Raw genomic sequence first — 25,570 nt, 5'->3', positions numbered from 1 at the left:
ATTAAAGCCTCGATGCGTGAGATTATTTTCGATACCGAAACTACGGGTTTCGATCCCAAAACCGGGGACAGACTGGTCGAAATCGGGTGTGTCGAGCTGATCGACCGCCGCGAGACGGGGGTCACTTTCCACGCCTATTTCAATCCTGAACGCGACATGCCCGCCGCAGCCGAGGCAGTGCACGGGCTGTCGATCCAGTTTCTGTCGGACAAGCCGCTCTTTGCGACTCGCGTCGACGAGTTGATTGAGTTTCTGGGCGACGCGCCGCTGGTAGCCCACAATGCCGTCTTCGATTTTGGCTTCGTTAATGCCGAGCTCGCACGCGCTGGCCGGCCACCTCTCGACATGGCGCGCATGTGCTGCACCGTCCAAATGGCGCGCAAACTGCATCCGGGGGCAAAGCATAATCTCGATGCGCTGTGCGTGCGCTATGGCATCGATCGAAGCCACCGCGTCAAGCATGGCGCGCTGCTCGACGCGGAACTGCTTGCACATCTCTATATCGAAATGACCGGCGGGCGACAGATCGGCCTCGGTCTCGCCGCGACCCCCGGTTCGGCGGCGGCTTCGCCCGCGGGCGACGCCGCCCGGCCCGTCGTTCAGACCCGCGACTTTCGCGAACCGCGTCCGCACGCCGCGACGCCCGCCGAGATTGCGCGTCACACCATATTCGTCGCTGCACTGAATCAACCATTGTGGGACGATAGTCCGTGACGGGGGCTCAGGCCGCCGTCTTCGAGGCACTCGAAGGAGAAGAATAATGGAAATCCGCGTCTCTGGCCACCAGATCGAAACCGGCGAAGCGCTTCAGGCGCATGTGTCGGACCGGATGAACGCGATTGCCGACAAATATTTCTCGCGCGCCATCGGGGCCCATGCGACCTTCGGAAAAGGACCGCACGACAGCTTTCAATGCGATATCGTCGCGCATGTGATGCAGGGATTGGTGCTCAAGGGGCACGGTCAGGCGCAGGATGCTCATGTCGCATTCGAAGGCGCGGCGGAACGAATCGAAAAACAGCTGCGACGCTATATGCGACGATTGAAGGATCATCACAGCAATGGTCAGTCGTCGCCGACAGTCGAAGAGATTCAGGACAATGCCAATTATATCGTCTTCGACGGCGGCGGCGAAGAAGAGGATGCGGGTGATGCGCCGGCGATCATCGCCGAAACGCGCGTCGATATCCCCAGCAGCAGCGTGTCCGATGCGGTGATGATGCTCGACTTGCGCAACACCAACGCGCTGTTGTTTCTGAACAGCAAGACGGGCACGCACAATATGGTCTATCGCCGCCGCGATGGCACGATCGGCTGGGTCGAACCGCAATAAGGCTGGATTTTTTCCGCCAACCGGCATAAGGGCCGCGCCCAACACGGCCCTGTGCCGGGTGGCGTGGCCCCGGTACGATCGATCCGCGATCAATTGCCATTGAAACAGCTGGACCCTTTGTCCGGCGGCTGCACAGATTTGACCAGAGCGATGAACCTATCTTCCCTTCTTTATCCGGCGACCGTGCGCGCGCATGTTCAGCTCGATTCCAAAAAGGCGCTTTTTCCCTTCGTCGGCGATCTCGCCAGCCGTTCGCTCGGTCTCGATGCGGGCGAAGTCAGCGAGGCGCTGCTCGAACGCGAACGCTTGGGTTCGACCGGCTTTGGCCGCGGTATCGCCCTGCCCCACGCCAAGATGGCCGACCTGACCGGGGTCCGCGGCCTGTTTCTGCAACTCGCGCGGCCGATCGATTTCAACGCGGTCGACGGACTTCCCGTCGACCTGCTCTTCGTTCTGCTGTCGCCGCTCGATGCAGGCGCCGACCATCTGAAGGCGCTGGCCGGCGTGTCGCGCATGCTGCGCAACGAAGCGATCGCCGAGCGGCTGCGCGGCGCGAAGAATGACGAGGCGCTCTATGCGCTGCTCGTCGACACCGAGGCACGTGACGCGGCCTGACGCCGCCAACTGCTGCGGACAGCCATTATGTCACGGTTGACCAGCCGTTTCCTCGTTGACCTGATTCTGCGCAGGACCCAGGCGGTGGGCGGCTTTGCCGCCGTTCTCGCCAAGGGCGACGAACATTCGGGCACGATTCTCATCCAGTGCAGCGATCGCGGCCAGCCGGGACCGCTGCTCGAACGGCGCTTTTCGGCTGATGGGCATTATGTCTGGGAGGCGGTCGGTCCGGTGGGCTCTGATGACGCCGAAGCACGCGCAAATTATCAGGATCGGCGGCGTTCGGCTGATCCCGACCTGTGGATCGTTGAACTGGATATCGCAGATGCGCCACGACTCGTCGCGGAGTGGGCTGCGTTAACTTGACTCTGTTGCAGTGCACAATAAGTGCGCCACATAGTTCACGCGTAGGTCGTTCCGCGGGTTTATCGGCTTGTCCGAAAAGACCCGGCCAAACGGTTCGGACACGCAGTCGGATGATGACCGCAGGCGAAATTGGGCCCTTGCCCCCCGCCTGTTTTAAGGTTTCGGTTCATCAGCCGCCCTTTTGACGGACAATATGAGTCGCATTTTGAACGTAGCCAGCGTGGCTGCCGTTGGCATGACTGCCGCATCCATGCTGCTGCTGGCGGAACCTGGTTTCGCCAATGATCTGGGTGCCAACGCCCATATTCCGCTGATCACCTTGCCGGGCGCCGATGCGCCGGCTGCAACCGATCCGGACCTGCTGACCGGGGATGAGCTGACCGGAGACGAAACCCCGGTCGAAACGAAGCCTGCAACAGGAACCCAGCCCGAGGTCGAGCCCAAGCCGGCGCCCTTGACGGCCGAATCGCTCGCAGAACTCGTCGCCGAGACCCCCCGCCCCGCGAAACTCGACGCCGAACTGCGCTGTCTCGCCGGTGCGGTCTATTTCGAATCGCGCGGCGAATCGCTCGTCGGCCAGCTTGCGGTGGCGCATGTCGTGCTCAATCGCGCCAAGTCGGGCCGCTTCCCGACCAGCCTGTGCGGCGTCGTCCATCAGAAAAGCCAGTTCAGCTTCGTCCGCGGCGGCAAGATGCCCGCCGTGCGAAATGGCGGACAGTGGAATAACGCTGTCGCGATCGCACAAATCGCACGCGACGGCAGCTGGAAGAATCACGCGCCGGGTGCGCTCTTCTTCCACGCGCGCTATGTCTCGCCGGGCTGGCGCAAGACGCGCGTTGCGCAGATCGACAACCACATCTTCTATCGCTGACGCGATTTGATCCTCCCTGTGCCGCAGGCGCGGGGAGGAACGTCTCCGCACCCCGTTCATTGCCAAGCCATTTATTGTGGCGCATGATACGGGGATGATGCGTCATTTCCCCGCCACGCTGCTTGTCGCAGCGTCGCTCGCCCTCGGCGGTTGCGCGACTGCCGTGCCGCCGGTCGAAGTCACCCGCTTCCACAGCAATGCCGTCGCCGGCTGGGCGACAGGGACGCGCTATGTCGTCGACGTCGCGCCGCTCGGCAATGCCGCGGCCGCGGCCGACGGCTGGCAGCCGTCGCTCGAATGGAACAGCTATCGCACCGCGGTCGAACGCCAGCTGCAGTTGCAGGGTCTCGTCGCTGCGCCCGACGGCGCAAGCGCACCGCTCAAGGTCCGCATCGGCTTCGATCGCGCCGAGCGCGTTGGTCCTGCCAAACGCTCGCCGGTGTCGGTCGGCGTCGGTGGCTCGACGGGCAGCTATGGTTCGGGGCTTGGCCTCGGCATCGGGATCAATCTTGGCGGCGGCCCCAAGCCGAAACAGGATCTCCAGCTTTCGGTTCGGATCGACGACGCCGCGACCGGCCGGGCTTTGTGGGAAGGCCGCGCGCTGACTGCGGTTCCCGCCAAGGCGCCCGCCGCGCAGCCGTCGCTCGCCGCGGCGAAATTGGCCGAAGCTTTATTCAAGGACTTCCCCGGCGAATCGGGACGCACTATTACGGTCCCATGACCATCACCATCAACGCCGCCTTCGACAGCGGCAATATCGTCGTGGACAGCATCGACGGCACGTCGGCGCGCCTGTCCATCCGCAAGGATCGCGAATCCGATTTCTTCCAGTGGTTCCACTTCCGCGTTTCCTGCGCGGTGGGCGATGCGCTGGAACTTTCGATCACCGGCCTTGGCGCTTCTGCCTTTTCCGATGGCTGGGCGGACTATGCCGTGTGCGCGAGCTATGACCGCGACAACTGGTTCCGCCTCGACACCGGCTATGATGCAAAGGCCGACGGCGGCTCGCTCACGATCCGTCACACCGCCGAAAGCCCGATCCTGTGGCTCGCCTATTTCGCGCCCTATTCGATGGAGCGTCACCATGACCTCGTCGCCTCGGTCGCCGAATGCGAGGGCGTGACCTATCGCTGCCTTGGCACCAGCATCGAGGGCCAGCCGATCGACTGCCTCGAAATGGGCACCGGCGACACGCAGGTCTGGCTTTATGCGCGCCAGCATCCGGGTGAGAGCATGGCTGAATGGTGGATGGAGGGTGCGCTCGAAATGCTCACCGACCCTGCCAATCCGCACGCGCGCGCGCTGCGCCAGAAATGCCGCTTCCACATCGTCCCGAACATGAACCCCGACGGCTCGTGCCGCGGCCATTTGCGCACCAACTATGCCGGGGTGAATCTCAACCGCGAATGGGATAATCCGACGCCCGAACGCAGCCCCGAAGTCTTGTGCGTCCGCAATGCGATGGACGAAAGCGGCGTCGACTGGGCGATGGATATCCATGGCGATGAAGCGATTCCGGCGGTTTTCATCGCCGGCTTCGAGGGTATCCCGTCGCTCAAGCCCGGCCAGATGGAAAAATACAAGGCGTTTGAAACCGCGCTGGCCGCCAACACCCCAGATTTCCAGACCGAGCTTGGCTATGTTGAGACCGCCCCTGGGCAGGCCAATCTGACGATGTCGACCACGCAGGTCGCCGAACGTTTCGGCGCGGTGGCGATGACGCTCGAAATGCCGTTCAAGGACAATCGCGACCTTCCCGACCCGGTCCAGGGCTGGTCGCCCGAGCGGTCGAAGCTGCTCGCGCATGCATGTCTCGATACGCTGGATCGCATGCTGTGACGCACGTCGGGGCCGACTGGCGGATTGTCGAAGACGATCTGTCGGGGGCCCCGATCCGCGCCTTGCTCGAGGTGCATTTCGCGGGAATGCTGGCGAACTCGCCAGCGGACAGCTGTCACTTCCTCGATTTCGACGGGCTCAACGCACCCGACGTGACCTTCTGGTCGATTCATTGTGACGGCGAACTGGCGGGCTGCGGCGCGCTCAAAATGCTGGGCAGAGCGCACGGCGAGATCAAGTCGATGCGCACCGCCGATGGCTTTTTGCGGCGGGGTGTCGCGGCGCGGATGCTCGAGCATATCATGGCCGAAGCGCGCGGCCGCGGTCTTGAACGCTTGAGTCTCGAAACCGGATCGAGCGCGGCGTTCGAACCCGCGCTCGCGCTATATCGGCGTTACGGCTTCGAAGATTGCGCGCCCTTCGCGGATTACAAACCCGATCCGTTCAGCCGCTTTATGACGCGCTCGTTATAGATACGCAAACGGGGCCCGGAAGGGACTCCGGACCCCGCTCATATGCCCTTTCGGGCTCAGCTTTGTCGTTTAGGCGGCTTTTCCGATCGGCGTCGGGGCGCTGCCGCCGATCGCAATCTTGTGCGGCTTCATCGCCTCGGGCACTTCGCGCACCAGGTCGATGGTCAGCAGGCCGTCGGCCAGGTCGGCCGCGCTCACCCGCACGAAATCGGCGAGCTGGAAGCGGCGCTCGAATGCGCGCGTTGCGATACCACTATAGAGCAGCTGGCGTCCCTCGCCCTCACCGGCCGGTGTTTTGCGACCGCTGACGAGCAGCATATTCTGCTGCGCGGTGATGTCGATCTCGTCGCTCTTGAATCCCGCGACCGCGACGGTGATGCGGAAATGATCGTCGGCGATCTTCTCGATATCGAAGGGCGGGTAATTTTCGGCGCCCGAGCCGCTCGTTTCGAGGAAATCGAACAGGCGGTCGAAACCGACGGTCGAACGGCGATAGGGGGTCCAGTCGAAACTGTTACGCATGGGTCATGGCTTCCTTTCAAAGCGAAACATGGGACGGCGGCGATTCGCGCCGCGGCCTCCGCCCGGCCCCTTCGTGGCGACCGGATGTTTTGAATCTGGGAAGCGGGCATGGCTTTTCAAGGGGTGGTGGCTCTGGTGCCCGCGCCGCGCTATGGGGCGGCGAATCATCCCTGCGACGCAACGCGAAAAGGACAATCTATGCCCCAGCTCATCCTCATCCGGCACGGCCAGTCGCAGTGGAATCTTGAAAATCGCTTCACCGGCTGGTGGGACGTCGATGTCACCGAAAAGGGCGCGGCCGAGGCATGGGCGGCGGGCGAGCTGATGAAGGCCAAGGGGATCACCCCCGACCTAGCCTTCACCTCGGTCCAGTCGCGCGCGATCAAGACGCTGAACCTCGCGCTTGAGGCGATGGGGCGTTTGTGGCTGCCGGTGACCAAGGACTGGCGCCTGAACGAACGCCACTATGGCGGACTCACCGGGCTCGACAAGGCCGAGACCGCGGCGAAGCATGGCGACGATCAGGTCAAGATCTGGCGCCGCAGCTTCGATATCCCACCGCCGCCGCTCGACGCCGGCTCGCCGTGGGATTTGTCGAGCGATCCGCGCTACGCCGGGATCGCGATTCCTTCGGCGGAGAGTCTGAAGGACACGATCGAACGCGTCCTCCCCTATTATGAAAGCGCGATCGCGCCGCAACTCGCCGCGGGCAAGACGGTGCTGATCTCCGCCCATGGCAACAGCCTGCGCGCGCTCGTCAAGCATCTGTCGGGGATTTCGGACGCCGACATCACCGGGCTCGAAATCCCGACCGGTCAGCCGATCGTCTATGATCTCGCCGACGATCTGACCGCGCGCGAGCGCTATTATCTCAGCGAGCGTTGAGCATCGGGCCGTTTCTCGGCGAAGTCGCAGACAGCGCCTGGCGCCACCCGCCGGGGCCCGGCGCGACGATAACCATGGACCCCGGCTTTCGTCGGGGAACAGGGCTGGATGATGGTTGAGATCAAATCGTCCCGGTGACGGTCAGCTGGAAATACCGGCCGAACCGGCGCTGGCGGCTCTCGCTGAACGCGATCGGCCCGTCGCGCCGGTTGACGAAAACGGTGCGATCAAAGCCTTCGCGCATGTTCGCGAGGTTACGGTACGACGCCTTGACCGTGAAGCCCGCGACATTCTTGTGCTCGATGAAGGCGGTGACGAACGCGCCGCCGGTATATTCATGCTCGATCGCGTTCAGCCTGACGTTCGGACTGAACCGCTCGTCAAAATAGCCGGCGCCCCACGCAATATCCGTTTCGGGAATGTCATGACGCAGGCTGACGTCGACGACATATTCCTGCCCCTCGCTCTGGTCGCGCCACCGGCCGGTCAGCGGGTCGCGCACGCGGTTGCGGCGCCACGTCAGGTCGCTGTTGATCCGCGCGCCCTTCCACCCCAGCGGGTCGAGCAACAGGGTCGCCTTGGAACTGATGCGAAAGAGATGCGCGGGCGGCAAATTGCCGCGCCCTTCGGTCGTCGGCGACAGCGGAATCTGGTCGACCAGATCCTGCGCATAGGCATAGGCGGCGGCCATGGAGGCGTTGCCCCAGCGGCCCATGTCCTGAACAAGTTCCAGCTCGGTGCGGTTGACGATCGGCGGTACCAACTGGCCATTGCCCGTATTGCCATTGTTGTTCGCGACATCGACCGAACTCGCGAAATCGAAAAAGTCGAGCTGGTCGACGCGGCGCTGAAGGAACCAGTTGATCGTCGTCTTTGCTCCGGCCTTCCACGCCAATGCCAGCTTGCCCTTCGGCCGGACAAAGCGGCGCGTCAGTCCGCCGGGGCCTGAGGATGTCAGCTCGCTATATTCGGCGCCAAGGTTCAGCTGCGCGGTCAAATTGTCCGTCAGTGCGCGGCCCCAAGTCAGCGACGCTTCGCCGCGCTTTTCCTCGACCCTGGTCTTCTCGCCGCCAAAGACGATCGGCAGAAAGCTTCCGTCGGGTTGCAGCCGCGCAAATTCGGCATCGACATCTAGGCTGTTGTACGCGCCTTCGAGGGCAACCTGCCAGTCGGTACCGCCCGCGGTGCGCCAGCTATATTCGCTGCGCAAAATGGATTCGCCCTCGTCGGAAATCTGTGTGAATCGCTCGCCGCTGCGCCCTCCCACATCGCGATCGACGATAAAGCTGTCGACTGCCGGACTATGTTCGAAGCGGTAGAGACCGATCAGTTTGAGCCGGCCCTTGCCGAGCCCCAGCTCATAATCGCCGCCAATGTCGAAATTACGCTCCTCTTCGGTGAATCGAAAAGCCTCGCGGACGGCGCCTGCGCCGGGTTGGACCGAAATTCCGTTTACTCGCTCGTCGAGGTTGATCAGTTGGCCGCCGAGGTTGAAATTCCATTTGTTGCCGTTCGCGGCAGTGTGCGCGAGCGCGGCCGACAGGCGCGGTTGGTCGTCGTCATAGCGCCCAATTTCGTCGCGGATGAACAACAGGTCGCCATCGCCGTCGAACCGCCGTTCGGGACCCCAATGCCCCTTACGACTTGCCTCATTCTTCAGGCTGAGCGTCACATTGGTTTCGCCCAGCTTGCCGGTCGTCGAAATTTCGCCTTTCAGCCAATTGTTGTCGAGCCGCGGCCGCCATTCGGGTTGCCAGCGAAAAGTGGTCTTGAATCCGCCGCTTCCTGCGCCCGCGATCAGCACGACGTTCGCCACTTGTCCTGTCAGCCCGGGAACGTTCAGCCCGGCGCCGTCGACGATATCGATATACGCGACTTCGGCGGTGGTGATGCGCGACAAGGCGGTGCGGGCGTCGGTCGATTTGTTCGCAATGCGCGCCCCGTTGATCAGCACATTCTCGGTGGCAGCGCCCAGCCCGCGTTCGCCGCCATTGGTGCCTGTGACGATAAGGAAGCCCGGCACTTTCTCGACCATGTCGAGCGCAGTGCGCGGCGCGAAACGTTCAAAGTCGGCGGAACGATAGCGCTGTGCGCCATTGGCGGGCGGCGTGGCGGCGGTTGCCGCATTGTCGGTCACGGCCACCGAATCCTGCGCCCATGCCGACGGCCCGGCGACCATGCCGGCTACCAGTGCCAGCGCCGATGCCCTCGCGGCGATACGCATGATTCCCCTCCCCAGTGTGTCGTTCAAATAATACAGTGAGGAACCAGAGCCGCGCAGGCGCCGAGGCGTCAAAAACTTATCCACCAACGGGCGGTGGACATCGACGAGTTGGTGTGCGCGGCGGATTCAGTCGCGCAGCAGCTCGTTGATCCCGGTCTTCGCGCGCGTCTTCGCATCGACGCGCTTGACGATCACGGCGCAGTACAGCGACGGCCCCGGGCTGCCGTCGGGCAGCGGCTTGCCCGGCATCGCGCCGGGAACGACGACCGAGTAAGCGGGGACTTCGCCGATGAAGATTTCGCCCGTCGCGCGGTCGACGATCTTGGTCGATGCGCCAAGGTAAACTCCCATCGACAGCACCGCGCCCTCGCGCACGATCACGCCTTCAGCAACTTCGGCGCGCGCGCCGATGAAGGCGCCGTCCTCGATGATCACAGGGCCGGCCTGCAACGGTTCGAGCACGCCGCCGATCCCGGCGCCGCCCGACAGATGGACGTTGGCGCCGATCTGCGCGCAGCTGCCGACGGTGGCCCAGGCGTCGACCATCGATCCTTCACCGACATAGGCGCCGATGTTGACGAAGCTCGGCATCAGCACCGCGCCCTTGCTGATATGCGCGCCGTGGCGGACGATCGAACCGGGGACGGCGCGGAAGCCCGCGTCGCGAAAGCGGTTCTCGCCCCAACCGGCGAATTTCGACGGGACCTTGTCCCACCAGTGCGACCCGCCGGGACCGCCTTCGATGAGTTCCATATCGTTGAGGCGGAAGGACAGCAGCACCGCCTTCTTTAGCCACTGGTTGACCTGCCACGTGCCACCGGCGTCACGCTCGGCAACACGAAAGCTGCCGTCGTCGAGTCCGGCGAGCGCGGTCTGCACGGCTTCGCGTACCGGACCCTGTGTGGTCAGGCCCAGCGTGTCGCGTGCGTCCCAGGCGGCCTCGATCGTCGATTGCAGGTCGGTGGTCATAAAATCCCCAATGGTTGCGGTAATGTATCGAGCCAGTCCGATATGTCGTTCACATGGAAATCGACATGGTCCGGCAGGTGGTCGCGATGGCCGCTTTCGCTGCCATTGTCCAGCCAGACGGTGGTCATTCCCATCGCTTTTGCGGGGGTCAGGTTGCGCGCCATATCCTCGACGAACAGGCTTTTCGCCGGATCGACATTCTGGTGCGCGACCATCGCGGCATAGGCGGCCGGGTCGGGCTTGGGCGTGTACCGCGTCGCGCGAATGTCGCAGATGCCGTCGAACAGGTCGGCGATCCCGCGCGCTGCGAGCACCCGCGCCGAATAATCGGCATCGGCGTTGGTAAAGATCAGCCGCCGTCCGGGCAGGCGCTCGAGCCCTGCGCGTAACCGCATGTCGGGCACCAGCCGGTCCATCGCGACATCATGAACATCGATCAGAAAGGTTTCGGGATCGACGTCGTGGTGGCGCATCAGCCCCGCCATGGTCGTGCCATGGTCGTGGAAATATTGCTTCTGCACCCGCCGGGCCTCGACCGCGTCGCAACCCAGCAGGCGCATGATGAAGCCGCCCATCCGCTCGTCGATCAGGTCGAACATCCGCGCGGACGGCGGATAGAGCGTGTTGTCGAGATCGAAGATCCAGCAATCGATATGGTCGAGCGGCGGCGTCATGACGGGCGGCGCATAAAGCCTGTCGGGCGCGGCGGCAAGGCGCGCGGGTCAGTCGATCTCCAGCGCCGCGCCGAGCGCGCGCCACCGGGCCAGCTTCGCGTCGAAGCCGATTGTATGCGCGGCGCTGCTCGACGGCAGATCGACGATCGCGATGCCGTTCAGCGGCGGCAGTTGCCGGCGTCCGATCGCCGCGGCCTTGCCGCCGTTGAAAGCAATCATCCGAAGGTCGGGAAGCGTCGCTATCAACGCACCCAGATCATGCGCCTCGGCCTCGCGGATATCACCGTCGCTGCTCGTGCGCCGTGCGGCGGTGCGGATGACATCCCACAGGCCGACATGCGCGTCGCGCAGCGCGACCAGCCGGTCGGCGTAATCGAGGCCTGCCAGCGGCCGACCGACCACCGTCCCCGTCAGCCGCCAGAACTGGTTCGTCGGATGCGCATAATATTGCCGGTCGGCGAGCGAGCGCGCGCCGGGCAGGCTGCCCAGAATCAGCAGCCGCGTGTCGGGCGCGACATGCGGGGTAAAGCTGGCGTGGCGAACGGTGGGCATAGGGGACCGATAGCGCGGCCGGAGCGGCGCAACAATCTTGCTTCCCCCTTGACCGGCGGAGGAATCACCGCTAGGGGCGCGCACGGTCGAAAGCGGCGGTTTGCTGCCGCATTCGGTTACAACAGCGCTGAACATTGCTGGCGCGGATGGAGCCTCCGGAAGATCAACTTCGATCTGCCGGGGTCTTTTGCTGTTACAAGGTCGCCCGTTTTCCGCCAATTTTTGGGGGACCGATCGATGCTTCATCCACCGCGGTACAGTAACCGTTCGCTCCATTGGGCGGACATTTAAAGGTGAAGCATTCATGCCCACGATCAACCAGCTGGTCCGCAAGGGTCGGACTCCCCAGAAGGTGAAGTCCAAGGTCCCGGCGATGGACGCAAACCCGCAAAAGCGCGGCGTTTGCACCCGTGTCTACACGACGACCCCGAAAAAGCCGAACTCGGCGCTCCGTAAGGTTGCGAAGGTCCGCCTGACCAACCAGCGCGAAGTCATCACCTACATTCCCGGCGAAGGCCACAACCTCCAGGAACACAGCGTTGTGCTGATTCGCGGCGGTCGTGTCCGCGATCTTCCCGGTGTGCGTTACCACGTCCTGCGCGGCGTGCTCGATACGCAGGGCGTGAAGGACCGCAAGCAGAGCCGTTCGAAGTACGGCGCGAAGCGTCCGAAGTAAGGACTGCTTTCTCGGCTATTTGATCATCCCAGGCTGCCTTGGCGCCGGGATGCTGTTGTAAAAGGAATTACCTATGGCTCGTCGTCGTCGTCCTGAACGCCGCGAAATCCTGCCCGATCCCCGTTTCGGTGATGTTGTGCTGTCGAAATTCATGAACAGCGTCATGCTGGACGGGAAAAAGTCGACTGCCGAAGGCATCGTTTATGGCGCGCTTGAATCGGTCGAAGCCCGTGCCAAGAAGGAACCCATTGGCGTGTTCCACGAAGCACTGGCGAACATCCGCCCGAACATCGAAGTGCGCAGCCGCCGCGTCGGTGGTGCGACCTATCAGGTTCCGGTCGAAGTCCGTCCGGACCGTGCCCAAGCCCTCGCCATCCGCTGGCTGATCACCGCTGCGCGCAACCGCAGCGAAACGACGATGGCCGCGCGCCTGTCGGGTGAGCTTCTCGACGCCTCGAACAACCGCGGCAACGCGGTGAAGAAGCGCGAAGACACGCACCGTATGGCCGAAGCCAACCGCGCTTTCAGCCACTACCGCTGGTAATTGCGCGGACGCCCCGGCGTCTCGCAATCGCAACAAATCTTCCTATATCGGGGGTGGTCAAGCTGACCGCCCCCCAAGTCCAAGGAAAAGACCATGGCACGCAGCCATCCGCTCGAACGCTATCGCAATTTCGGTATCATGGCGCACATCGACGCCGGCAAGACCACGACGACCGAGCGTATCCTTTACTACACCGGCAAGTCCTACAAGATCGGCGAAGTCCATGACGGCGCCGCGACCATGGACTGGATGGAGCAGGAGCAGGAACGCGGCATCACGATCACGTCGGCGGCTACCACCTGCTTGTGGAAAGCCGACGAAGGTCAGGGCCCCGAACATCGCCTGAACATCATCGACACCCCGGGACACGTCGACTTCACGATCGAAGTCGAGCGCTCGCTTCGCGTCCTCGACGGCGCGATCACCGCGTTCGACGGCGTTGCTGGCGTCGAGCCGCAGTCGGAAACCGTGTGGCGCCAGGCGGACAAGTATAAAGTTCCGCGCATGTGCTACATCAACAAGCTCGATCGCACCGGCGCCAATTTCTATTATTGCGTCCAGACGATCATCGATCGCCTCGGTGCGGTTCCGGCGGTGCTGTATCTGCCCATCGGTGCGGAAGGCGACTTCGTCGGTCTCGTCGACCTCGTCAACGAACGTGCGATTATCTGGAAGGATGAAAGCCTGGGCGCCGAATTCTCTTATGAAGAGATTCCGGCCGACCTCGTCGACAAGGCTGCCGAATATCGCGAAAAGCTGGTCGAACTTGCCGTCGAGCAAGACGATGACGCGATGGAAGCCTATCTCGAAGGTACGCTGCCTGCCGTTCCCCAGCTGAAGGCGCTGATCCGCAAGGGTACGCTGGCGCAGGCATTCGTGCCGGTGCTGTGCGGCTCGTCGTTCAAGAACAAGGGTGTGCAGACGCTGCTCGACGCGGTTGTCGACTATCTGCCCTCGCCGCTCGACATCGAGGCTGTTCAGGGCATCAACCCGAACAACGATCAGCCCGACACGCGCGAGACCTCGGACGAGGCGCCGCTGTCGCTGCTCGCGTTCAAGATCATGAACGATCCGTTCGTCGGCTCGCTTACCTTCGCCCGCATCTATTCGGGTACCCTGAACAAGGGCACGTACCTGAATTCGGTGAAGGACAAGAAGGAAAAGGTCGGCCGTATGCTGCTCATGCATGCGAACAGCCGCGAAGACATCGACGAAGCCTTTGCGGGCGACATCGTTGCCCTCGCCGGCCTCAAGGAAACCACCACCGGGGATACGCTCTGCGCCACCAACGCGCCGATTATCCTCGAGCGGATGGAATTCCCCGAGCCGGTTATCGAGCTGTCGGTGGAACCGAAGACCAAGGCCGACCAGGAACGTATGGGCATCGCGCTCAACCGTCTGGCTGCCGAGGATCCCTCGTTCCGCGTGTCGACCGACCATGAATCGGGTCAGACGATCATCAAGGGCATGGGCGAGCTTCACCTCGACATCCTCGTCGATCGCATGAAGCGCGAGTTCAAGGTCGAAGCAAACGTCGGCGCGCCGCAGGTGGCGTACCGCGAATCGCTCGCGAAGCCGGTGGACGTCGACTACACTCACAAGAAGCAGTCGGGTGGCTCGGGCCAGTTCGGCCGAGTCAAGGTCAGCGTCGCTCCCGGCGAACGCGGTTCGGGCATCACCTTCATCGACGAGATCAAGGGCGGCAACATTCCGCGCGAATATATCCCGTCGGTCGAAAAGGGCATGCGCGAATCGGCTGAAAACGGTCACATGATCGGCTTCCCGATCATCGACTTCGAAATCAAGCTCACGGACGGCGCGTATCACGACGTCGACTCGTCGGCGCTGGCGTTCGAAATCGCGGGCCGTGCAGCAATGCGGGAAGTCGCGGCAAAGGCAGGCATCAAGCTGCTCGAGCCGGTGATGAAGGTCGAGGTCGTTACCCCGGAAGAATTCATGGGTGACGTGATCGGCGATCTCAACAGCCGCCGTGGCCAGATCCAGGGCACCGACAGCCGGGGCATTGCCCAGGTCGTCGAGGCGATTGTTCCGCTCGCGAACATGTTCGGCTACGTCAATCAGCTGCGCAGCTTCAGCCAGGGGCGCGCCAGCTATTCGATGCAATTCTCGCATTACGAAGAAGTGCCGAGCAGCGTCGCCGAAGAAGTTAAGGCCAAGATGGCCTGATGGTCAAAACCGCGCGGGCTTGCACCGCGCGGCAAGACCCTCTAAGGGCGGCGCCTGATTCAGCAGGCGCGTCCAGGACTGATCAACGCAAACATTGAACAAGAAGGTTGTTACATCATGGCCAAGGCTAAATTTGAGCGGACGAAGCCGCACTGCAACATCGGTACCATCGGTCACGTCGACCATGGCAAGACCTCGCTGACTGCAGCGATCACCAAGGTTCTCGCCGAAACCACCGGCGGCACCGCCGTCGACTTCGCGAACATCGACAAGGCTCCCGAAGAGCGCGAGCGCGGCATCACCATTTCGACCGCGCACGTCGAATATGAAACTGCCGGTCGCCACTATGCGCACGTCGATTGCCCGGGCCACGCCGACTATGTGAAGAACATGATCACCGGTGCTGCCCAGATGGACGGCGCGATTCTCGTCGTGTCGGCCGCTGATGGTCCGATGCCGCAGACCAAGGAGCACATCCTGCTCGCGAAGCAGGTTGGCGTTCCCACCATGGTCGTCTTCCTCAACAAGGTTGACCAGCTGGACGATCCCGAGCTGCTCGAGCTCGTCGAAATGGAAATCCGCGAAGAACTTTCGAAGCGCGGCTTTGACGGCGACAATATTCCGATCGTCGCCGGTTCGGCGCTCGCTGCTCTTGAAAGCCGCGACGACAACATCGGCAAGGAAGCGATTCTGAAGCTGATGCAGGCCGTCGACGACTGGATCCCGCAGCCCGACCGTCCCCTGGACAAGCCCTTCCTGATGCCGATCGAAGACGTGTTCTCGATCTCGGGTCGCGGTACCGTTGTGACCGGCCGTATCGAAACCGGCGTCGTCAAGGTTGGTGAAGAAGTCGAAATCGTCGGCATCAAGGACACCAAGAAGACCGTCGTGACCGGCGTTGAAATGTTCCGCAAGCTGCTCGACCAGGGCCAGGCTGGCGATAACGTCGGCGCGCTGATCCGCGGCGTTGCACGTGAAGACGTGGAACGTGGCCAGGTTCTCTGCAAGCCCGGCTCGATCAAGCCGCATACCGAGTTCACCTCGGAAGTGTACGTCCTGTCGAAGGACGAAGGCGGCCGTCATACGCCGTTCTTCGCCAACTATCGTCCGCAGTTCTACTTCCGCACCACGGACGTCACCGGCGAGGTCATTCTCCCCGAGGGCACCGAGATGGTCATGCCGGGCGACAACGTCCAGCTGGCGGTCAAGTTGATTGCTCCGATCGCTATGGACCCGGGTCTGCGCTTCGCAATTCGCGAAGGTGGCCGCACGGTCGGCGCAGGGGTTGTGGCGACGGTCACAAAGTAATATAGGGCCTCGAGCCGCCCGATTCGGACTGATTCGGGCGGCTCGTAGCTTAAAGAATTTTGATGGCCGATTCGGTCTCCATGCGGGGATCGGAGCAGGCCATTTCGGCTCTTTCGCATCGCTAGACGGGATTCGACTGGAATAGTCATGGAAACGCAGAATATTCGCATTCGCCTCAAGGCCTTTGATCACCGCGTGCTCGATCAGGCCACCACCGACATCGCCGATACGGCACGTCGCACGGGGGCACTCATTCGCGGCCCTATCCCGCTGCCGACGCGCATTGAAAAATTCACCGTGAACCGCGGTCCGCATGTCGACAAAAAGTCGCGCGAGCAGTTCGAGGTACGTACCCACAAGCGGCTGCTCGACATCGTTCAGCCCACCCCGCAGACCGTCGATGCGCTGATGAAGCTCGACCTTGCTGCCGGCGTGAACGTCGAAATCAAGTTGGCCTGAGCCAACGCAACCCCGGATCTGATCCGGGGTCTCTATCGGCAGAACACTTCGGTGACTGCATTGTCCGGCGCGATCCGGACCGACGATAGGGTGGATACCGCCGGACCTCTTCCTTGCGAAGAAAACGGTTCGGGCTGCGTCCCCCGTCTCGCCGCTTCTCCTTCGGGAAGGCGGCACCTCAGCCCGGACGGGGCGAAGCATCGAAATTACGGGCTGGGACGGGTTTCCATCGGGGTTCACCTTGATGGGGGCCCACACGCCGTGCGGAATGGTCCGCCCGGCCTCTGTTGAGGAGTTAGATCATGCGGACTGGCGTGATCGCGAAGAAAATGGGGATGACCCGCCTGTTTCAGGACGACGGCCGCCACGTGCCCGTCACCGTCCTGAGCCTCGAAGGCTGCCAGGTTATCTCTGTGCGCGAACAAGAACGTGACGGCTATGTGGCCGTTCAGCTCGGCGCAGGCTCGGCGAAGGCGAAGAACGTCGCCAAGCCGCAGCGCGGTGCTTTCGGCAAGGCCGAAGTGGAGCCCAAGGCAAAGATCGTCGAATTCCGCGTCGCTGACGACGCGACGCTCGACGTCGGTGCCGAACTGTCGGCTGACCATTTCGTCGCCGGCCAGATCGTCGACATTCAGGGCGTGACCCAGGGCAAGGGCTTTGCCGGTGCGATGAAGCGTTGGGGTTTCGGCGGTATGCGCGCCAGCCACGGCGTCTCGATCAGCCACCGTGCGCATGGTTCGACCGGTAACCGCCAGGATCCGGGTCGCGTCTTCAAGAACAAGAAGATGGCCGGCCACATGGGCGCCCGCAATCGCACCCAGCAGAATCTCGAAGTCGTTCGCACGGATGTCGAGCGCGGCCTCATCTTCGTCAAGGGTTCGGTCCCTGGCTCGAAGGGCGGCTGGCTGATGGTCCGCGATGCGGTCAAGCTGCCGCGTCATCCCGAGGCCCCCTATCCGGCGGGCGTCAAGATCGCGGCGAATGCCAATCAAGAAGTCCCGGCGGATGCACCGGTAGAGACCCCGACGGAAGAAACCGTCGTCGTCGATACCGCGACCACCGACGGCGCACAGGAGTCCTGATCATGAAGGTCAAGGTTCACACCATCGACGGCAAGGCCGGCGCAGACATCGATCTCAATGAAGAAGTGTTTGGCGTCGATCCGCGTGCCGACATCCTCCATCGTGTCGTCAGCTGGCAGCTCGAAAAGCGCCGTGGTCCGGCTCGCGCCGCCCGCGAACGCAGCGACGTGTCGCGCACTGGCAAGAAGTTCGGTCGCCAGAAGGGCGGCGGTACGGCTCGTCACGGCGATCGTGCAGCTCCGATCTTCATCGGCGGCGGCAAGGCGCATGGTCCCCGGGCCCGCACCTTCGGCCACTCGCTGAACAAGAAGATCCGTACGCTCGGCCTGAAAATGGCACTGAGCGACAAGGCCAAGGGCGGTAAGATCCTCGTTCTCGATACGCTCGAGCTCAAGGATGCCAAGACCAAGGCGCTCGCCGGCCAGCTCGGCAAGCTCGAACTCGGCAATCGCGCATTGTTCATCGACGGTGATGCAGTGCACGAAAGCTTCGCCATGGCGTCGGCCAACCTCATCGGTATCGATTCGATGCCGGCGATGGGTGCCAACGTTTATGACATTTTGCGCGCCGATACGCTGGTCCTGACCCGCGCCGGCCTCGAAAAGCTGGAGGCACGCTTCAATGGCTAAGGCAAAAACAGTCGACGCGCGTCACTATGACGTGATCCTCGCTCCGGTGATCACCGAAAAATCGACGATGCTCAGCGAAAACAACGCAGTGGTGTTCAAGGTCGCAAACGACGCGACCAAGCCCGCCATCAAGGCAGCCGTCGAGGCGCTGTTCGATGTCAAGGTGATCGGCGTGAATACGCTCATCACCAAGGGCAAGACCAAGCGCTGGAAGGGCAAGCCCTACACCCGCAGCGACGTGAAGAAGGCGGTTGTTCGTCTGGCCGAAGGCCAGTCGATCGACGTCACGACCGGCGTCTGATTGTAGGAAGAGGCAGAGAAAATGGCACTTAAATCCTATAATCCGACCAGCCCCGGACAGCGCGGCCTGATCCTCATCGATCGGTCCTCGCTTTGGAAGGGCAAGCCCGTCAAGGCGCTGACCGAAGGCAAGAGCAAGACCGGCGGCCGCAACAACAAGGGCCATGTCACTTCGCGTGGCATCGGCGGCGGTCACAAGCAGCGTTATCGCATCGTCGATTTCAAGCGCCGCCTGTGGGACGTTGAAGGCACGGTCGAGCGTCTGGAATATGACCCCAACCGCACCGCTTTCATCGCGCTGATCAACTATGGCAAAGACGAAGCCGGCAAGGACCGCGTCGCTTACATTCTGGCGCCGCAGCGTCTGGCCGTTGGCGACAAGATCATCGCGGGCAAGAAGACCGACGTAAAGCCGGGCAATGCGATGGAATTGTCGCAGATGCCGGTCGGCACGATCGTCCACAACATCGAGATGAAGCCGGGCAAGGGTGGCCAGATCGCCCGTTCGGCTGGCACTTATGCACAGGTCGTCGGTCGTGACCGCGGTCTCGTCATCGTGCGTCTCGGTTCGGGCGAGCAGCGTTATATTCGCGGCGATTGCATGGGCACGGTGGGTGCGGTTTCAAACCCCGACAACACCAACCAGACCCTGGCGAAGGCCGGTCGCAACCGCTGGGCGGGCAAGCGTCCGCTGACCCGCGGTGTTGCGAAGAACCCGGTCGATCACCCGCATGGCGGCGGCGAAGGCCGTACCTCGGGCGGCCGTCACCCGGTTACCCCTTGGGGCAAGCCGACGAAGGGTGCGCGTACGCGCCATAACAAGTCGACCGACAAGATGATCATCCGGTCGCGTCACGCGAAGAAGAAGAGGTAAGCCATGGCTCGCTCGGTCTGGAAAGGTCCGTTCGTGGACCTCCATCTGCTCAAGAAAGCCGAAACGGCACAGGACGGCGGCAGCTCTGCCCCGATTAAAACCTGGTCGCGTCGGTCCACCATCCTGCCGCAGTTCGTGGGGCTGACCTTCAACGTCTACAACGGCCGCAAGTTCGTGCCGGTGTCGGTCAACGAAGATATGGTCGGCATGAAGTTGGGTGAATTTGCGCCGACGCGCTTCTTCCCCGGTCACGCTGCCGACAAGAAGGGCAAACGCTAATGGGTAAGGCAAAATCCCCCCGCCGCGTTGCGGATAACGAGGCGCTCTCGGTCGGCACGCAGATTCGCGGTTCGGCTCAGAAGCTGAATCTTGTTGCCGCGCTGATCCGCGGCCGCAAGGTCGAAGACGCGATGAACGTCCTCGCTTTCTCGAAGAAAGCGATGGCGGTCGACGTGCGCAAGGTTCTCGCCAGCGCCGTCGCCAACGCGGAAAACAACCACAACCTCGATGTTGATGCCCTGGTCATCCAGGAAGCCAGCGTCGGCAAGTCGATCTCGATGAAGCGCTGGCACGCTCGTGGCCGCGGCAAGTCGACCCGGATCGTCAAGCCGTTCAGCCGCATTCGCATCGTCGTCCGCGAACAGGAAGAAGAGGCGTAAGATGGGCCAGAAGAGCAATCCGATCGGCCTGCGCCTGCAGGTCAACCGCACCTGGGACAGCCGCTGGTTCGCCGAAGGCCAGGACTATGGCCGCATGCTGGTCGAGGATCTGAAGATCCGCCAGTATGTGTTCAAAAACCTGCCGCAGGCCGCGATCTCGAAGGTCGTGATCGAGCGTCCCGCCAAGCTTTGCCGCGTGTCGATCTATGCCGCCCGCCCGGGTGTCATCATCGGCAAGAAGGGCGCGGACATCGAAAAGCTGCGCAAGAAGCTGGGTGAATTGACGGGCAGCGACGTGTCGCTGAACATCGTCGAAATCCGCAAGCCTGAAGTCGACGCCAAGCTCGTCGGTCAGGGCATTGCCGACCAGCTCGAACGCCGTGTCGCATTCCGTCGTGCCATGAAGCGTGCCGTTCAGTCGGCGATGCGTCTGGGCGCCGAAGGCATCCGCATCAACTGCGCTGGCCGTCTCGGCGGCGCGGAAATCGCACGTACCGAATGGTACCGCGAAGGTCGGGTGCCGCTTCACACGCTGCGCGCCAATGTCGACTATGCCGAATCGACCGCCCACACCGCCTATGGCGTGTGCGGGATCAAGGTTTGGATCTTCAAGGGCGAAATCCTGGGTCATGACCCGATGGCGACCGACCGGTTGATGCTCGACGCGCAAACGTCGGGCGTGCGCCCGGCGCGCGATGATCGCCGCTAAGGACTGCTGACATGCTGCAACCGAAAAAAACCAAGTTCCGCAAGGCCTTCAAAGGCCGCATCCATGGCAATGCCAAGGGGGGGACCAGCCTCAACTTCGGCTCCTACGGGCTGAAGGCGATGGAACCCGAGCGGATCACCGCGCGCCAGATCGAAGCGGCGCGTCGTGCTATCAGCCGTGCGATCAAGCGTCAGGGCCGTTTGTGGATCCGCATCTTCCCCGACCTTCCCGTGTCGTCGAAGCCTGCCGAAGTCCGCATGGGTAAGGGCAAGGGTTCGCCGGAATTCTGGGCCGCGCGCGTCAAGCCGGGTCGCATCCTGTTCGAACTCGACGGCGTTCCCGGTCCCGTGGCCGCGCTGGCATTCGAACGCGCAGCGATGAAGCTGCCGATCAAGACCAAGGTCGTTGCCCGCCTCGGCGACACCTCGCATCTGGAGGGTTAAGGCAATGGCCAAGACCGAAGATTATAAGGCCAAGACCGACGACCAGCTCGCGGAACAGCTTGGCGAACTGAAGCGCGAGGCGTTCAACCTCCGCTTCCAGGCGGCCACCGGCCAGCTTGAAAAAGCATCGCGCGTCAAGGAAGTGCGGCGTTCGATCGCCCGCATCAAGACGCAGCAGACCGAGCGCACCCGCTCGGCTGCGAAGTAAGGAGACTATCGATGCCGAAGCGCATATTGACCGGTACGGTGGTGTCCGACAAGGGCGACAAGACCGTCGTGGTGAAAGTCGAGCGGAAGGTGAAGCACCCTCTGTACGGCAAGATCATCCGCCGTTCGAAAAAATACCACGCCCATGATGAGGACAACAGCATCAAGGCTGGCGAAACCGTCCGCATCGAAGAGACGCGGCCGATTTCGAAGCTGAAGACGTGGAAAGTGCTCGACAAGGTCGACACCCACAGCAAGCCCAAAACGGCTGCTGACGCCTGAAGCTAGGTTTCACGGAACCGCCGGGGCATCCCGGTAGGCCAAAACAGAAGGAAATGCATCGATGATTCAGATGCAGTCACAATTGGAAGTCGCTGACAACAGCGGTGCAAAGCGCGTCCAGTGCATCAAGGTGCTCGGCGGGTCGAAGCGCCGCGTCGCCGGCGTCGGCGACGTGATCGTCGTGTCGATCAAGGAAGCACAGCCGCGTGGCAAGGTGAAGAAGGGTGACGTGCATCGCGCTGTTATCGTTCGCACCGCCAAGGACGTGCGCCGCGCCGATGGCTCGGTCATCCGTTTCGACAGCAATGCCGCCGTGCTCGTCAACAAGAATGAAGAGCCGATCGGTACCCGTATCTTCGGCCCCGTCGTCCGTGAACTCCGCGGCAAGGGCTATATGAAGATCATCAGCCTGGCGCCGGAGGTACTCTGACCATGGGTATGACGAAGATCAAAAAGGGCGACACGGTTGTCATCCTGTCCGGCAAGGACAAGGGCAAGACCGGCGAAGTGACGCAGAGCCTGCCGAAAGACGGCAAGGTTGTGGTCGCGGGCGTCAACATCATCACGCGGCACCGCAAGCCGACCCAGACCAACCCGCAGGGTGGCCTGGAGCGCAAGGAAGCGCCGATGCACGCGAGCAAGGTCGCGGTTGCCGATCCGAAGAGCGGCAAGCCGACGCGCGTGCGCTTTGAAACCAAGGACGGCAAGAAGGTGCGCGTCGCCGTGAAGTCCGGGGAGACGATCAGTGGCTGATAATTACACCCCGCGCATGCGGACCCGCTATGACGAAGTGATCGTTAAGGCGATGACCGAGAAATTCGGTTACAAAAATGCGATGGAAGTCCCGAAGATCGAAAAGATCGTGCTCAACATGGGTGTCGGTGAAGCCACGCAGGACAAGAAGAAGGTCGAATCGGCAGCTGCAGAAATGGAGCTGATCGCCGGCCAGAAGCCTGTCGTGACCAAGGCAAAGAAGTCGATCGCCCAGTTCAAGCTGCGCGAAGGCATGCCGATCGGTTGCAAGGTGACCCTGCGCCGCGAGCGGATGTACGAATTCCTCGATCGCCTGATCACCATCGCAATGCCGCGTATCCGCGATTTCCGCGGCGTGTCGGCGACGAGCTTCGACGGTCGTGGCAACTATGCCATGGGCCTGAAAGAGCAGATCATCTTCCCCGAGATCAACTATGACCGCATCGACCAGGTGCGCGGCATGGACGTGATCGTCACCACCACCGCCCGTACGGATGATGAAGCCCGCGAACTGCTCAAGCTGTTCGGCTTCCCCTTCCCGATCGAAGCGCAGGAAAAGGAAGCCGCTTGATCCCTTCGGGATCAGGCTGGCTCTTTCAAGAAGGAAAGAGAACTTAAGTCATGGCGAAACTGAGTTCGATGAACAAGAACGAGCGTCGCAAGCAGCTGGTGAAGAAATACGCCGGCCGTTATGCGAAGCTGAAGGCGATTGCAGCAGACACCTCGCTCGACGAAGGCGAACGTCTGATTGCCCGCCTCAAAATGGCGGAAATCCCGCGCAATGGTAACCCGACCCGTATCCGTAACCGGTGCGAGCTGACGGGCCGCCCGCGCGCTTATTATCGCAAATTCCGGCTTTGCCGTATCCAGCTCCGCGATCTGGCCAACAAAGGCCTGATCCCCGGTGTTGTGAAGTCGAGCTGGTAAGGGACTGACAAGATGGCAATGACCGATCCTTTGGGTGATATGCTCACCCGCATCCGCAACGGCCAGCAGGCGAAGAAGGACAGCGTCCTGACGCCGGCTTCCACCTTGCGCGTCCGCGTTCTCGATGTTCTCCAGCGCGAAGGCTATATCCGCGGCTACAGCGAAGAAGCGCTGGGTGCCAAGGGCCAGCACAAGGGCATCCGCATCGAGCTGAAATATTTCGAAGGGCAGCCGGCAATCCGCCATGTGGCGCGCGTTTCGAAGCCGGGCCGCCGCGTCTATTCGGGTTCGAAAGAACTGCCGATCGTGCGCAACGGCCTGGGCATCACCATCGTGTCGACCCCGCGCGGCGTCCTTTCGGATGCCGAAGCTCGCGAGCATAATGTCGGCGGCGAAGTGCTGGCGGAGGTGTTCTGATGTCACGCATTGGTAAGAAATTCGTGGAAATCCCGGGCGGCGTTACCGCCGCGATCGACGGCGGCGAGCTGTCGGTCAAGGGGCCGAAGGGCACGCTCGCGATGCCGCTCAGCGACCTCATTAATTATGAAGTCGCCGAGGGTTCGATTTCGGTGCGTCCTGCCAACGACAGCCGTGAAGCACGCGCCTTTTGGGGCATGCAGCGGACGCTGGTGCAGAATCTGGTCACGGGTGTGACCGAGGGCTTTACCAAGGTTCTCGAAATCACCGGTGTCGGCTATCGCGCCAACGCCCAGGGCAAGAATCTGAAGCTGCAGCTTGGCTACAGCCATGATGTCGATTTCGCGGTGCCGGAAGGCATCGAGATCAAGACGCCGGACAATACGACGATCGAGATCACCGGCATCAACAAGCAGCAGGTCGGTCAGGTCGCGGCAGAAATCCGTCGCTGGCGTAAGCCGGAGCCCTATAAGGGCAAGGGCATCAAATATCGCGGCGAGTACATCTTCCGCAAAGAAGGCAAGAAGAAGTAAGCCATGGCACATCTTACCCAATTCGAAAAACGCCGTCAGCGCGTTCGTACTGCCCTCCGCAAGCGGGCCGGTGGGCGCGCGCGCCTCTCGGTGCACCGTTCGGGCCGTCACATCTATGCGCAGCTTATCGATGACGCTGCCGGCCAGACGCTGGCTGCAGCCTCGACGCTCGACAAGGATGTTCGCGGCAAGACCGGCGCGACCACGGCTGCCGCTGCTGATGTCGGCACGCGCCTCGCCGCTGCCGCCAAGAAGGCGGGCGTGACGCAGGTCGTGTTCGACCGCGGCGGTTTCCTGTTCCACGGGCGCATTAAAGCGCTGGCCGACGCGGCACGCGAAGGCGGATTGGAGTTCTAATCATGGCAGACGAAGTACAGAACGTCGAAGGCGCTCCCGAAGCCACCCCCACCGAAACCGCAGCTCCGCGCCGCGGCCGTGGCGGCGGTGCCGGCGGACGCGATGGCGGCCGTGGCGGACGTGACGGTGGCCGTGGCCGCCGCGACGATCGTCGTCCGCGCGACGAAGATGGCGGCGAAGAGCTGATCGAAAAGCTGGTTCACATCAACCGCGTTTCGAAAACGGTGAAGGGCGGCAAGCGCTTCGGTTTCGCAGCACTCGTCGTCGTTGGTGACGGCAAGGGCCGCGCCGGTTTCGGTCATGGCAAGGCACGCGAAGTGCCGGAAGCCATTTCGAAAGCAACCGCTGCGGCGAAGAAGGCGATGATTCGCGTTCCGCTGCGCGATGGCCGCACGCTGCACCATGATGGCCTCGGCCATTTCGGCGCCGGCAAGGTGACGGTTCGTTCGGCTCCTGCCGGTACGGGCATCATCGCCGGTGGCCCGATGCGCGCCGTGTTCGAAAGCCTTGGCGTTGCCGACGTGGTGACCAAATCGAACGGTACGTCGAATCCCTATAACATGATCCGTGCGACCTTCGAGGCGCTTGGTGAACAGACGAGCCCGAAGTCGGTGGCACAGCGTCGCGGCAAGAAGGTTTCGGACCTGATCAAGCGTGGCGGTGCATCCGATCGCGCTGCCGAGGCCGAAGCCGCGGCGGTGACGGAGTAAGACAATGGCTGACAAGAAAATCAAGATCCGCCAGATCGGTTCGCCGATCCGTCGTCCCAAGAGCCAGCGTGCAATTCTGACCGGCCTCGGCCTGGGCAAGATGCGCCGCGAAGTCGAACTGATCGACACCCCTGAAGTGCGTGGCATGATTCGCAAGCTGCCGCACATGGTGGAAGTGATCGAAGGCTAAG

Annotated in this window: 38 protein-coding genes; 33 read left to right on the top strand and 5 right to left on the bottom strand. The window is 62.5% G+C overall.

Annotated elements, in window-relative coordinates; all coding sequences use genetic code 11:
* Window positions 1–12: 12 nt before the first annotated feature.
* From dnaQ to AC1RRJ_RS15480, 8 genes are all read left to right on the top strand, one after another.
* Complete coding sequence (gene dnaQ / locus AC1RRJ_RS15515; RefSeq protein ID WP_493124248.1) at window positions 13–714, top strand: DNA polymerase III subunit epsilon; 702 nt, start codon at window positions 13–15, stop codon at window positions 712–714.
* A gap of 46 nt (window positions 715–760) precedes the next feature.
* Entirely contained in the window at window positions 761–1,333 is a 573-nt protein-coding gene (gene hpf, locus AC1RRJ_RS15510) for a ribosome hibernation-promoting factor, HPF/YfiA family (RefSeq protein ID WP_493124246.1), read from the top strand.
* A gap of 150 nt (window positions 1,334–1,483) precedes the next feature.
* Window positions 1,484–1,948: a PTS sugar transporter subunit IIA gene (locus tag AC1RRJ_RS15505; protein WP_088473723.1), complete on the top strand. Its 465-nt coding sequence runs from the start codon at window positions 1,484–1,486 to the stop codon at window positions 1,946–1,948.
* A gap of 27 nt (window positions 1,949–1,975) precedes the next feature.
* On the top strand, window positions 1,976–2,314 hold the full coding sequence (locus AC1RRJ_RS15500; RefSeq protein WP_493124243.1) for a DUF1491 family protein: 339 nt from the start codon (window positions 1,976–1,978) through the stop codon (window positions 2,312–2,314).
* A 235-nt stretch (window positions 2,315–2,549) separates the two neighbouring features.
* Window positions 2,550–3,185 carry a cell wall hydrolase gene (locus AC1RRJ_RS15495; protein ID WP_493124241.1) on the top strand — a complete coding sequence of 212 codons (636 nt, stop codon included), beginning with the start codon at window positions 2,550–2,552 and terminating at the stop codon, window positions 3,183–3,185.
* A 94-nt stretch (window positions 3,186–3,279) separates the two neighbouring features.
* A complete protein-coding gene (locus AC1RRJ_RS15490) occupies window positions 3,280–3,906 on the top strand; it encodes a DUF4136 domain-containing protein (protein WP_493124239.1) in 627 nt (208 codons plus the stop codon).
* On the top strand, window positions 3,903–5,024 hold the full coding sequence (locus AC1RRJ_RS15485; RefSeq protein ID WP_493124237.1) for a M14 family metallopeptidase: 1,122 nt from the start codon (window positions 3,903–3,905) through the stop codon (window positions 5,022–5,024). The genes AC1RRJ_RS15490 and AC1RRJ_RS15485 overlap by 4 nt, the downstream gene beginning before the upstream one ends.
* Complete coding sequence (locus AC1RRJ_RS15480; RefSeq protein ID WP_493124235.1) at window positions 5,021–5,497, top strand: GNAT family N-acetyltransferase; 477 nt, start codon at window positions 5,021–5,023, stop codon at window positions 5,495–5,497. Before AC1RRJ_RS15485 ends, AC1RRJ_RS15480 begins: the two co-directional genes overlap by 4 nt.
* Window positions 5,498–5,566: 69 nt before the next feature.
* Here the strand turns inward: AC1RRJ_RS15480 and AC1RRJ_RS15475 are convergent, their stop codons facing one another.
* On the bottom strand, window positions 5,567–6,019 hold the full coding sequence (locus tag AC1RRJ_RS15475; protein WP_493124233.1) for an Hsp20 family protein: 453 nt from the start codon (window positions 6,017–6,019) through the stop codon (window positions 5,567–5,569).
* A 198-nt stretch (window positions 6,020–6,217) separates the two neighbouring features.
* Between AC1RRJ_RS15475 and gpmA the strand changes: the two genes are divergently transcribed.
* Window positions 6,218–6,904, top strand: coding sequence for a 2,3-diphosphoglycerate-dependent phosphoglycerate mutase (gene gpmA, locus AC1RRJ_RS15470; RefSeq protein WP_493124231.1), 687 nt, complete (start codon window positions 6,218–6,220; stop codon window positions 6,902–6,904).
* Between the two features lie 121 nt (window positions 6,905–7,025).
* On the opposite strand, the gene AC1RRJ_RS15465 is transcribed toward gpmA, so the two are convergent.
* From AC1RRJ_RS15465 to AC1RRJ_RS15450, 4 genes are all read right to left on the bottom strand, one after another.
* Window positions 7,026–9,128 (bottom strand): TonB-dependent receptor plug domain-containing protein, encoded by a 2,103-nt coding sequence (locus AC1RRJ_RS15465; protein ID WP_493124229.1) that lies wholly within the window; start codon window positions 9,126–9,128, stop codon window positions 7,026–7,028.
* A 126-nt stretch (window positions 9,129–9,254) separates the two neighbouring features.
* Entirely contained in the window at window positions 9,255–10,097 is an 843-nt protein-coding gene (dapD, locus tag AC1RRJ_RS15460; RefSeq protein WP_493124227.1) for a 2,3,4,5-tetrahydropyridine-2,6-dicarboxylate N-succinyltransferase, read from the bottom strand.
* Complete coding sequence (locus AC1RRJ_RS15455; RefSeq protein WP_493124225.1) at window positions 10,094–10,771, bottom strand: pyrimidine 5'-nucleotidase; 678 nt, start codon at window positions 10,769–10,771, stop codon at window positions 10,094–10,096. The genes dapD and AC1RRJ_RS15455 overlap by 4 nt, the downstream gene beginning before the upstream one ends.
* A gap of 48 nt (window positions 10,772–10,819) precedes the next feature.
* Entirely contained in the window at window positions 10,820–11,323 is a 504-nt protein-coding gene (locus tag AC1RRJ_RS15450) for a DNA-deoxyinosine glycosylase (protein WP_493124223.1), read from the bottom strand.
* Between the two features lie 304 nt (window positions 11,324–11,627).
* On the opposite strand from AC1RRJ_RS15450, the gene rpsL reads away from it, so the two are divergent.
* The 24 genes from rpsL to rpmD all read left to right on the top strand — a co-directional run bounded on the left by rpsL (window position 11,628) and on the right by rpmD (window position 25,569).
* Complete coding sequence (rpsL, locus tag AC1RRJ_RS15445) at window positions 11,628–11,999, top strand: 30S ribosomal protein S12 (protein WP_037515637.1); 372 nt, start codon at window positions 11,628–11,630, stop codon at window positions 11,997–11,999.
* Window positions 12,000–12,072: 73 nt separating this feature from the next.
* Complete coding sequence (gene rpsG, locus AC1RRJ_RS15440) at window positions 12,073–12,543, top strand: 30S ribosomal protein S7 (RefSeq protein ID WP_056341861.1); 471 nt, start codon at window positions 12,073–12,075, stop codon at window positions 12,541–12,543.
* Between the two features lie 93 nt (window positions 12,544–12,636).
* Window positions 12,637–14,730, top strand: coding sequence for an elongation factor G (fusA, locus tag AC1RRJ_RS15435; RefSeq protein ID WP_493124221.1), 2,094 nt, complete (start codon window positions 12,637–12,639; stop codon window positions 14,728–14,730).
* A gap of 117 nt (window positions 14,731–14,847) precedes the next feature.
* Window positions 14,848–16,038, top strand: coding sequence for an elongation factor Tu (tuf, locus tag AC1RRJ_RS15430; protein WP_493124219.1), 1,191 nt, complete (start codon window positions 14,848–14,850; stop codon window positions 16,036–16,038).
* Between the two features lie 147 nt (window positions 16,039–16,185).
* Window positions 16,186–16,497 (top strand): 30S ribosomal protein S10, encoded by a 312-nt coding sequence (rpsJ, locus tag AC1RRJ_RS15425; protein WP_003042199.1) that lies wholly within the window; start codon window positions 16,186–16,188, stop codon window positions 16,495–16,497.
* 302 nt (window positions 16,498–16,799) lie between these two features.
* Window positions 16,800–17,579 carry a 50S ribosomal protein L3 gene (gene rplC / locus AC1RRJ_RS15420; RefSeq protein ID WP_493124216.1) on the top strand — a complete coding sequence of 260 codons (780 nt, stop codon included), beginning with the start codon at window positions 16,800–16,802 and terminating at the stop codon, window positions 17,577–17,579.
* A gap of 2 nt (window positions 17,580–17,581) precedes the next feature.
* Window positions 17,582–18,208, top strand: coding sequence for a 50S ribosomal protein L4 (gene rplD, locus AC1RRJ_RS15415; RefSeq protein ID WP_493124214.1), 627 nt, complete (start codon window positions 17,582–17,584; stop codon window positions 18,206–18,208).
* A complete protein-coding gene (locus AC1RRJ_RS15410) occupies window positions 18,201–18,509 on the top strand; it encodes a 50S ribosomal protein L23 (protein ID WP_088473640.1) in 309 nt (102 codons plus the stop codon). The genes rplD and AC1RRJ_RS15410 overlap by 8 nt, the downstream gene beginning before the upstream one ends.
* A 21-nt stretch (window positions 18,510–18,530) precedes the next feature.
* Window positions 18,531–19,382, top strand: coding sequence for a 50S ribosomal protein L2 (gene rplB / locus AC1RRJ_RS15405; protein WP_493124212.1), 852 nt, complete (start codon window positions 18,531–18,533; stop codon window positions 19,380–19,382).
* Between the two features lie 3 nt (window positions 19,383–19,385).
* On the top strand, window positions 19,386–19,661 hold the full coding sequence (rpsS, locus tag AC1RRJ_RS15400) for a 30S ribosomal protein S19 (protein ID WP_037556370.1): 276 nt from the start codon (window positions 19,386–19,388) through the stop codon (window positions 19,659–19,661).
* On the top strand, window positions 19,661–20,041 hold the full coding sequence (gene rplV, locus AC1RRJ_RS15395) for a 50S ribosomal protein L22 (protein ID WP_056341841.1): 381 nt from the start codon (window positions 19,661–19,663) through the stop codon (window positions 20,039–20,041). The genes rpsS and rplV overlap by 1 nt, the downstream gene beginning before the upstream one ends.
* 1 nt (window position 20,042) lies before the next feature.
* Window positions 20,043–20,750: a 30S ribosomal protein S3 gene (rpsC, locus tag AC1RRJ_RS15390; RefSeq protein ID WP_088473643.1), complete on the top strand. Its 708-nt coding sequence runs from the start codon at window positions 20,043–20,045 to the stop codon at window positions 20,748–20,750.
* An 11-nt stretch (window positions 20,751–20,761) separates the two neighbouring features.
* Entirely contained in the window at window positions 20,762–21,193 is a 432-nt protein-coding gene (rplP, locus tag AC1RRJ_RS15385) for a 50S ribosomal protein L16 (protein WP_487792118.1), read from the top strand.
* Between the two features lie 4 nt (window positions 21,194–21,197).
* A complete protein-coding gene (rpmC, locus tag AC1RRJ_RS15380; RefSeq protein WP_438324307.1) occupies window positions 21,198–21,401 on the top strand; it encodes a 50S ribosomal protein L29 in 204 nt (67 codons plus the stop codon).
* Window positions 21,402–21,412: 11 nt separating this feature from the next.
* Window positions 21,413–21,682, top strand: a complete 270-nt coding sequence (gene rpsQ, locus AC1RRJ_RS15375) for a 30S ribosomal protein S17 (protein ID WP_088473645.1) — start codon at window positions 21,413–21,415, stop codon at window positions 21,680–21,682.
* A gap of 61 nt (window positions 21,683–21,743) precedes the next feature.
* A complete protein-coding gene (gene rplN / locus AC1RRJ_RS15370) occupies window positions 21,744–22,112 on the top strand; it encodes a 50S ribosomal protein L14 (RefSeq protein ID WP_033074348.1) in 369 nt (122 codons plus the stop codon).
* Between the two features lie 2 nt (window positions 22,113–22,114).
* The gene (gene rplX / locus AC1RRJ_RS15365) at window positions 22,115–22,435 is read left to right on the top strand and encodes a 50S ribosomal protein L24 (protein ID WP_493124206.1); all 321 of its coding nucleotides are present in this window, start codon (window positions 22,115–22,117) and stop codon (window positions 22,433–22,435) included.
* Window positions 22,428–23,006 carry a 50S ribosomal protein L5 gene (gene rplE, locus AC1RRJ_RS15360; protein ID WP_431561320.1) on the top strand — a complete coding sequence of 193 codons (579 nt, stop codon included), beginning with the start codon at window positions 22,428–22,430 and terminating at the stop codon, window positions 23,004–23,006. The genes rplX and rplE overlap by 8 nt, the downstream gene beginning before the upstream one ends.
* A gap of 50 nt (window positions 23,007–23,056) precedes the next feature.
* The gene (gene rpsN, locus AC1RRJ_RS15355) at window positions 23,057–23,362 is read left to right on the top strand and encodes a 30S ribosomal protein S14 (protein ID WP_088473648.1); all 306 of its coding nucleotides are present in this window, start codon (window positions 23,057–23,059) and stop codon (window positions 23,360–23,362) included.
* 12 nt (window positions 23,363–23,374) lie between these two features.
* Window positions 23,375–23,779 (top strand): 30S ribosomal protein S8, encoded by a 405-nt coding sequence (rpsH, locus tag AC1RRJ_RS15350; RefSeq protein ID WP_054589697.1) that lies wholly within the window; start codon window positions 23,375–23,377, stop codon window positions 23,777–23,779.
* Window positions 23,779–24,312: a 50S ribosomal protein L6 gene (gene rplF / locus AC1RRJ_RS15345; RefSeq protein WP_493124203.1), complete on the top strand. Its 534-nt coding sequence runs from the start codon at window positions 23,779–23,781 to the stop codon at window positions 24,310–24,312. Before rpsH ends, rplF begins: the two co-directional genes overlap by 1 nt.
* Window positions 24,313–24,315: 3 nt before the next feature.
* Window positions 24,316–24,669, top strand: coding sequence for a 50S ribosomal protein L18 (gene rplR / locus AC1RRJ_RS15340; RefSeq protein WP_438324303.1), 354 nt, complete (start codon window positions 24,316–24,318; stop codon window positions 24,667–24,669).
* Window positions 24,670–24,671: 2 nt separating this feature from the next.
* Window positions 24,672–25,379: a 30S ribosomal protein S5 gene (gene rpsE / locus AC1RRJ_RS15335; RefSeq protein WP_493124201.1), complete on the top strand. Its 708-nt coding sequence runs from the start codon at window positions 24,672–24,674 to the stop codon at window positions 25,377–25,379.
* Between the two features lie 4 nt (window positions 25,380–25,383).
* Window positions 25,384–25,569: a 50S ribosomal protein L30 gene (gene rpmD, locus AC1RRJ_RS15330; RefSeq protein WP_438324301.1), complete on the top strand. Its 186-nt coding sequence runs from the start codon at window positions 25,384–25,386 to the stop codon at window positions 25,567–25,569.
* The last annotated feature ends 1 nt before the right edge of the window (window position 25,570 follow it).

Source organism: Sphingopyxis sp. GW821-FHT12C06, assembly GCF_058807415.1.
The sequence above is the reverse complement of the archived record's forward strand: the minus strand, read 5'-3'. Positions and strand labels throughout refer to the sequence as shown.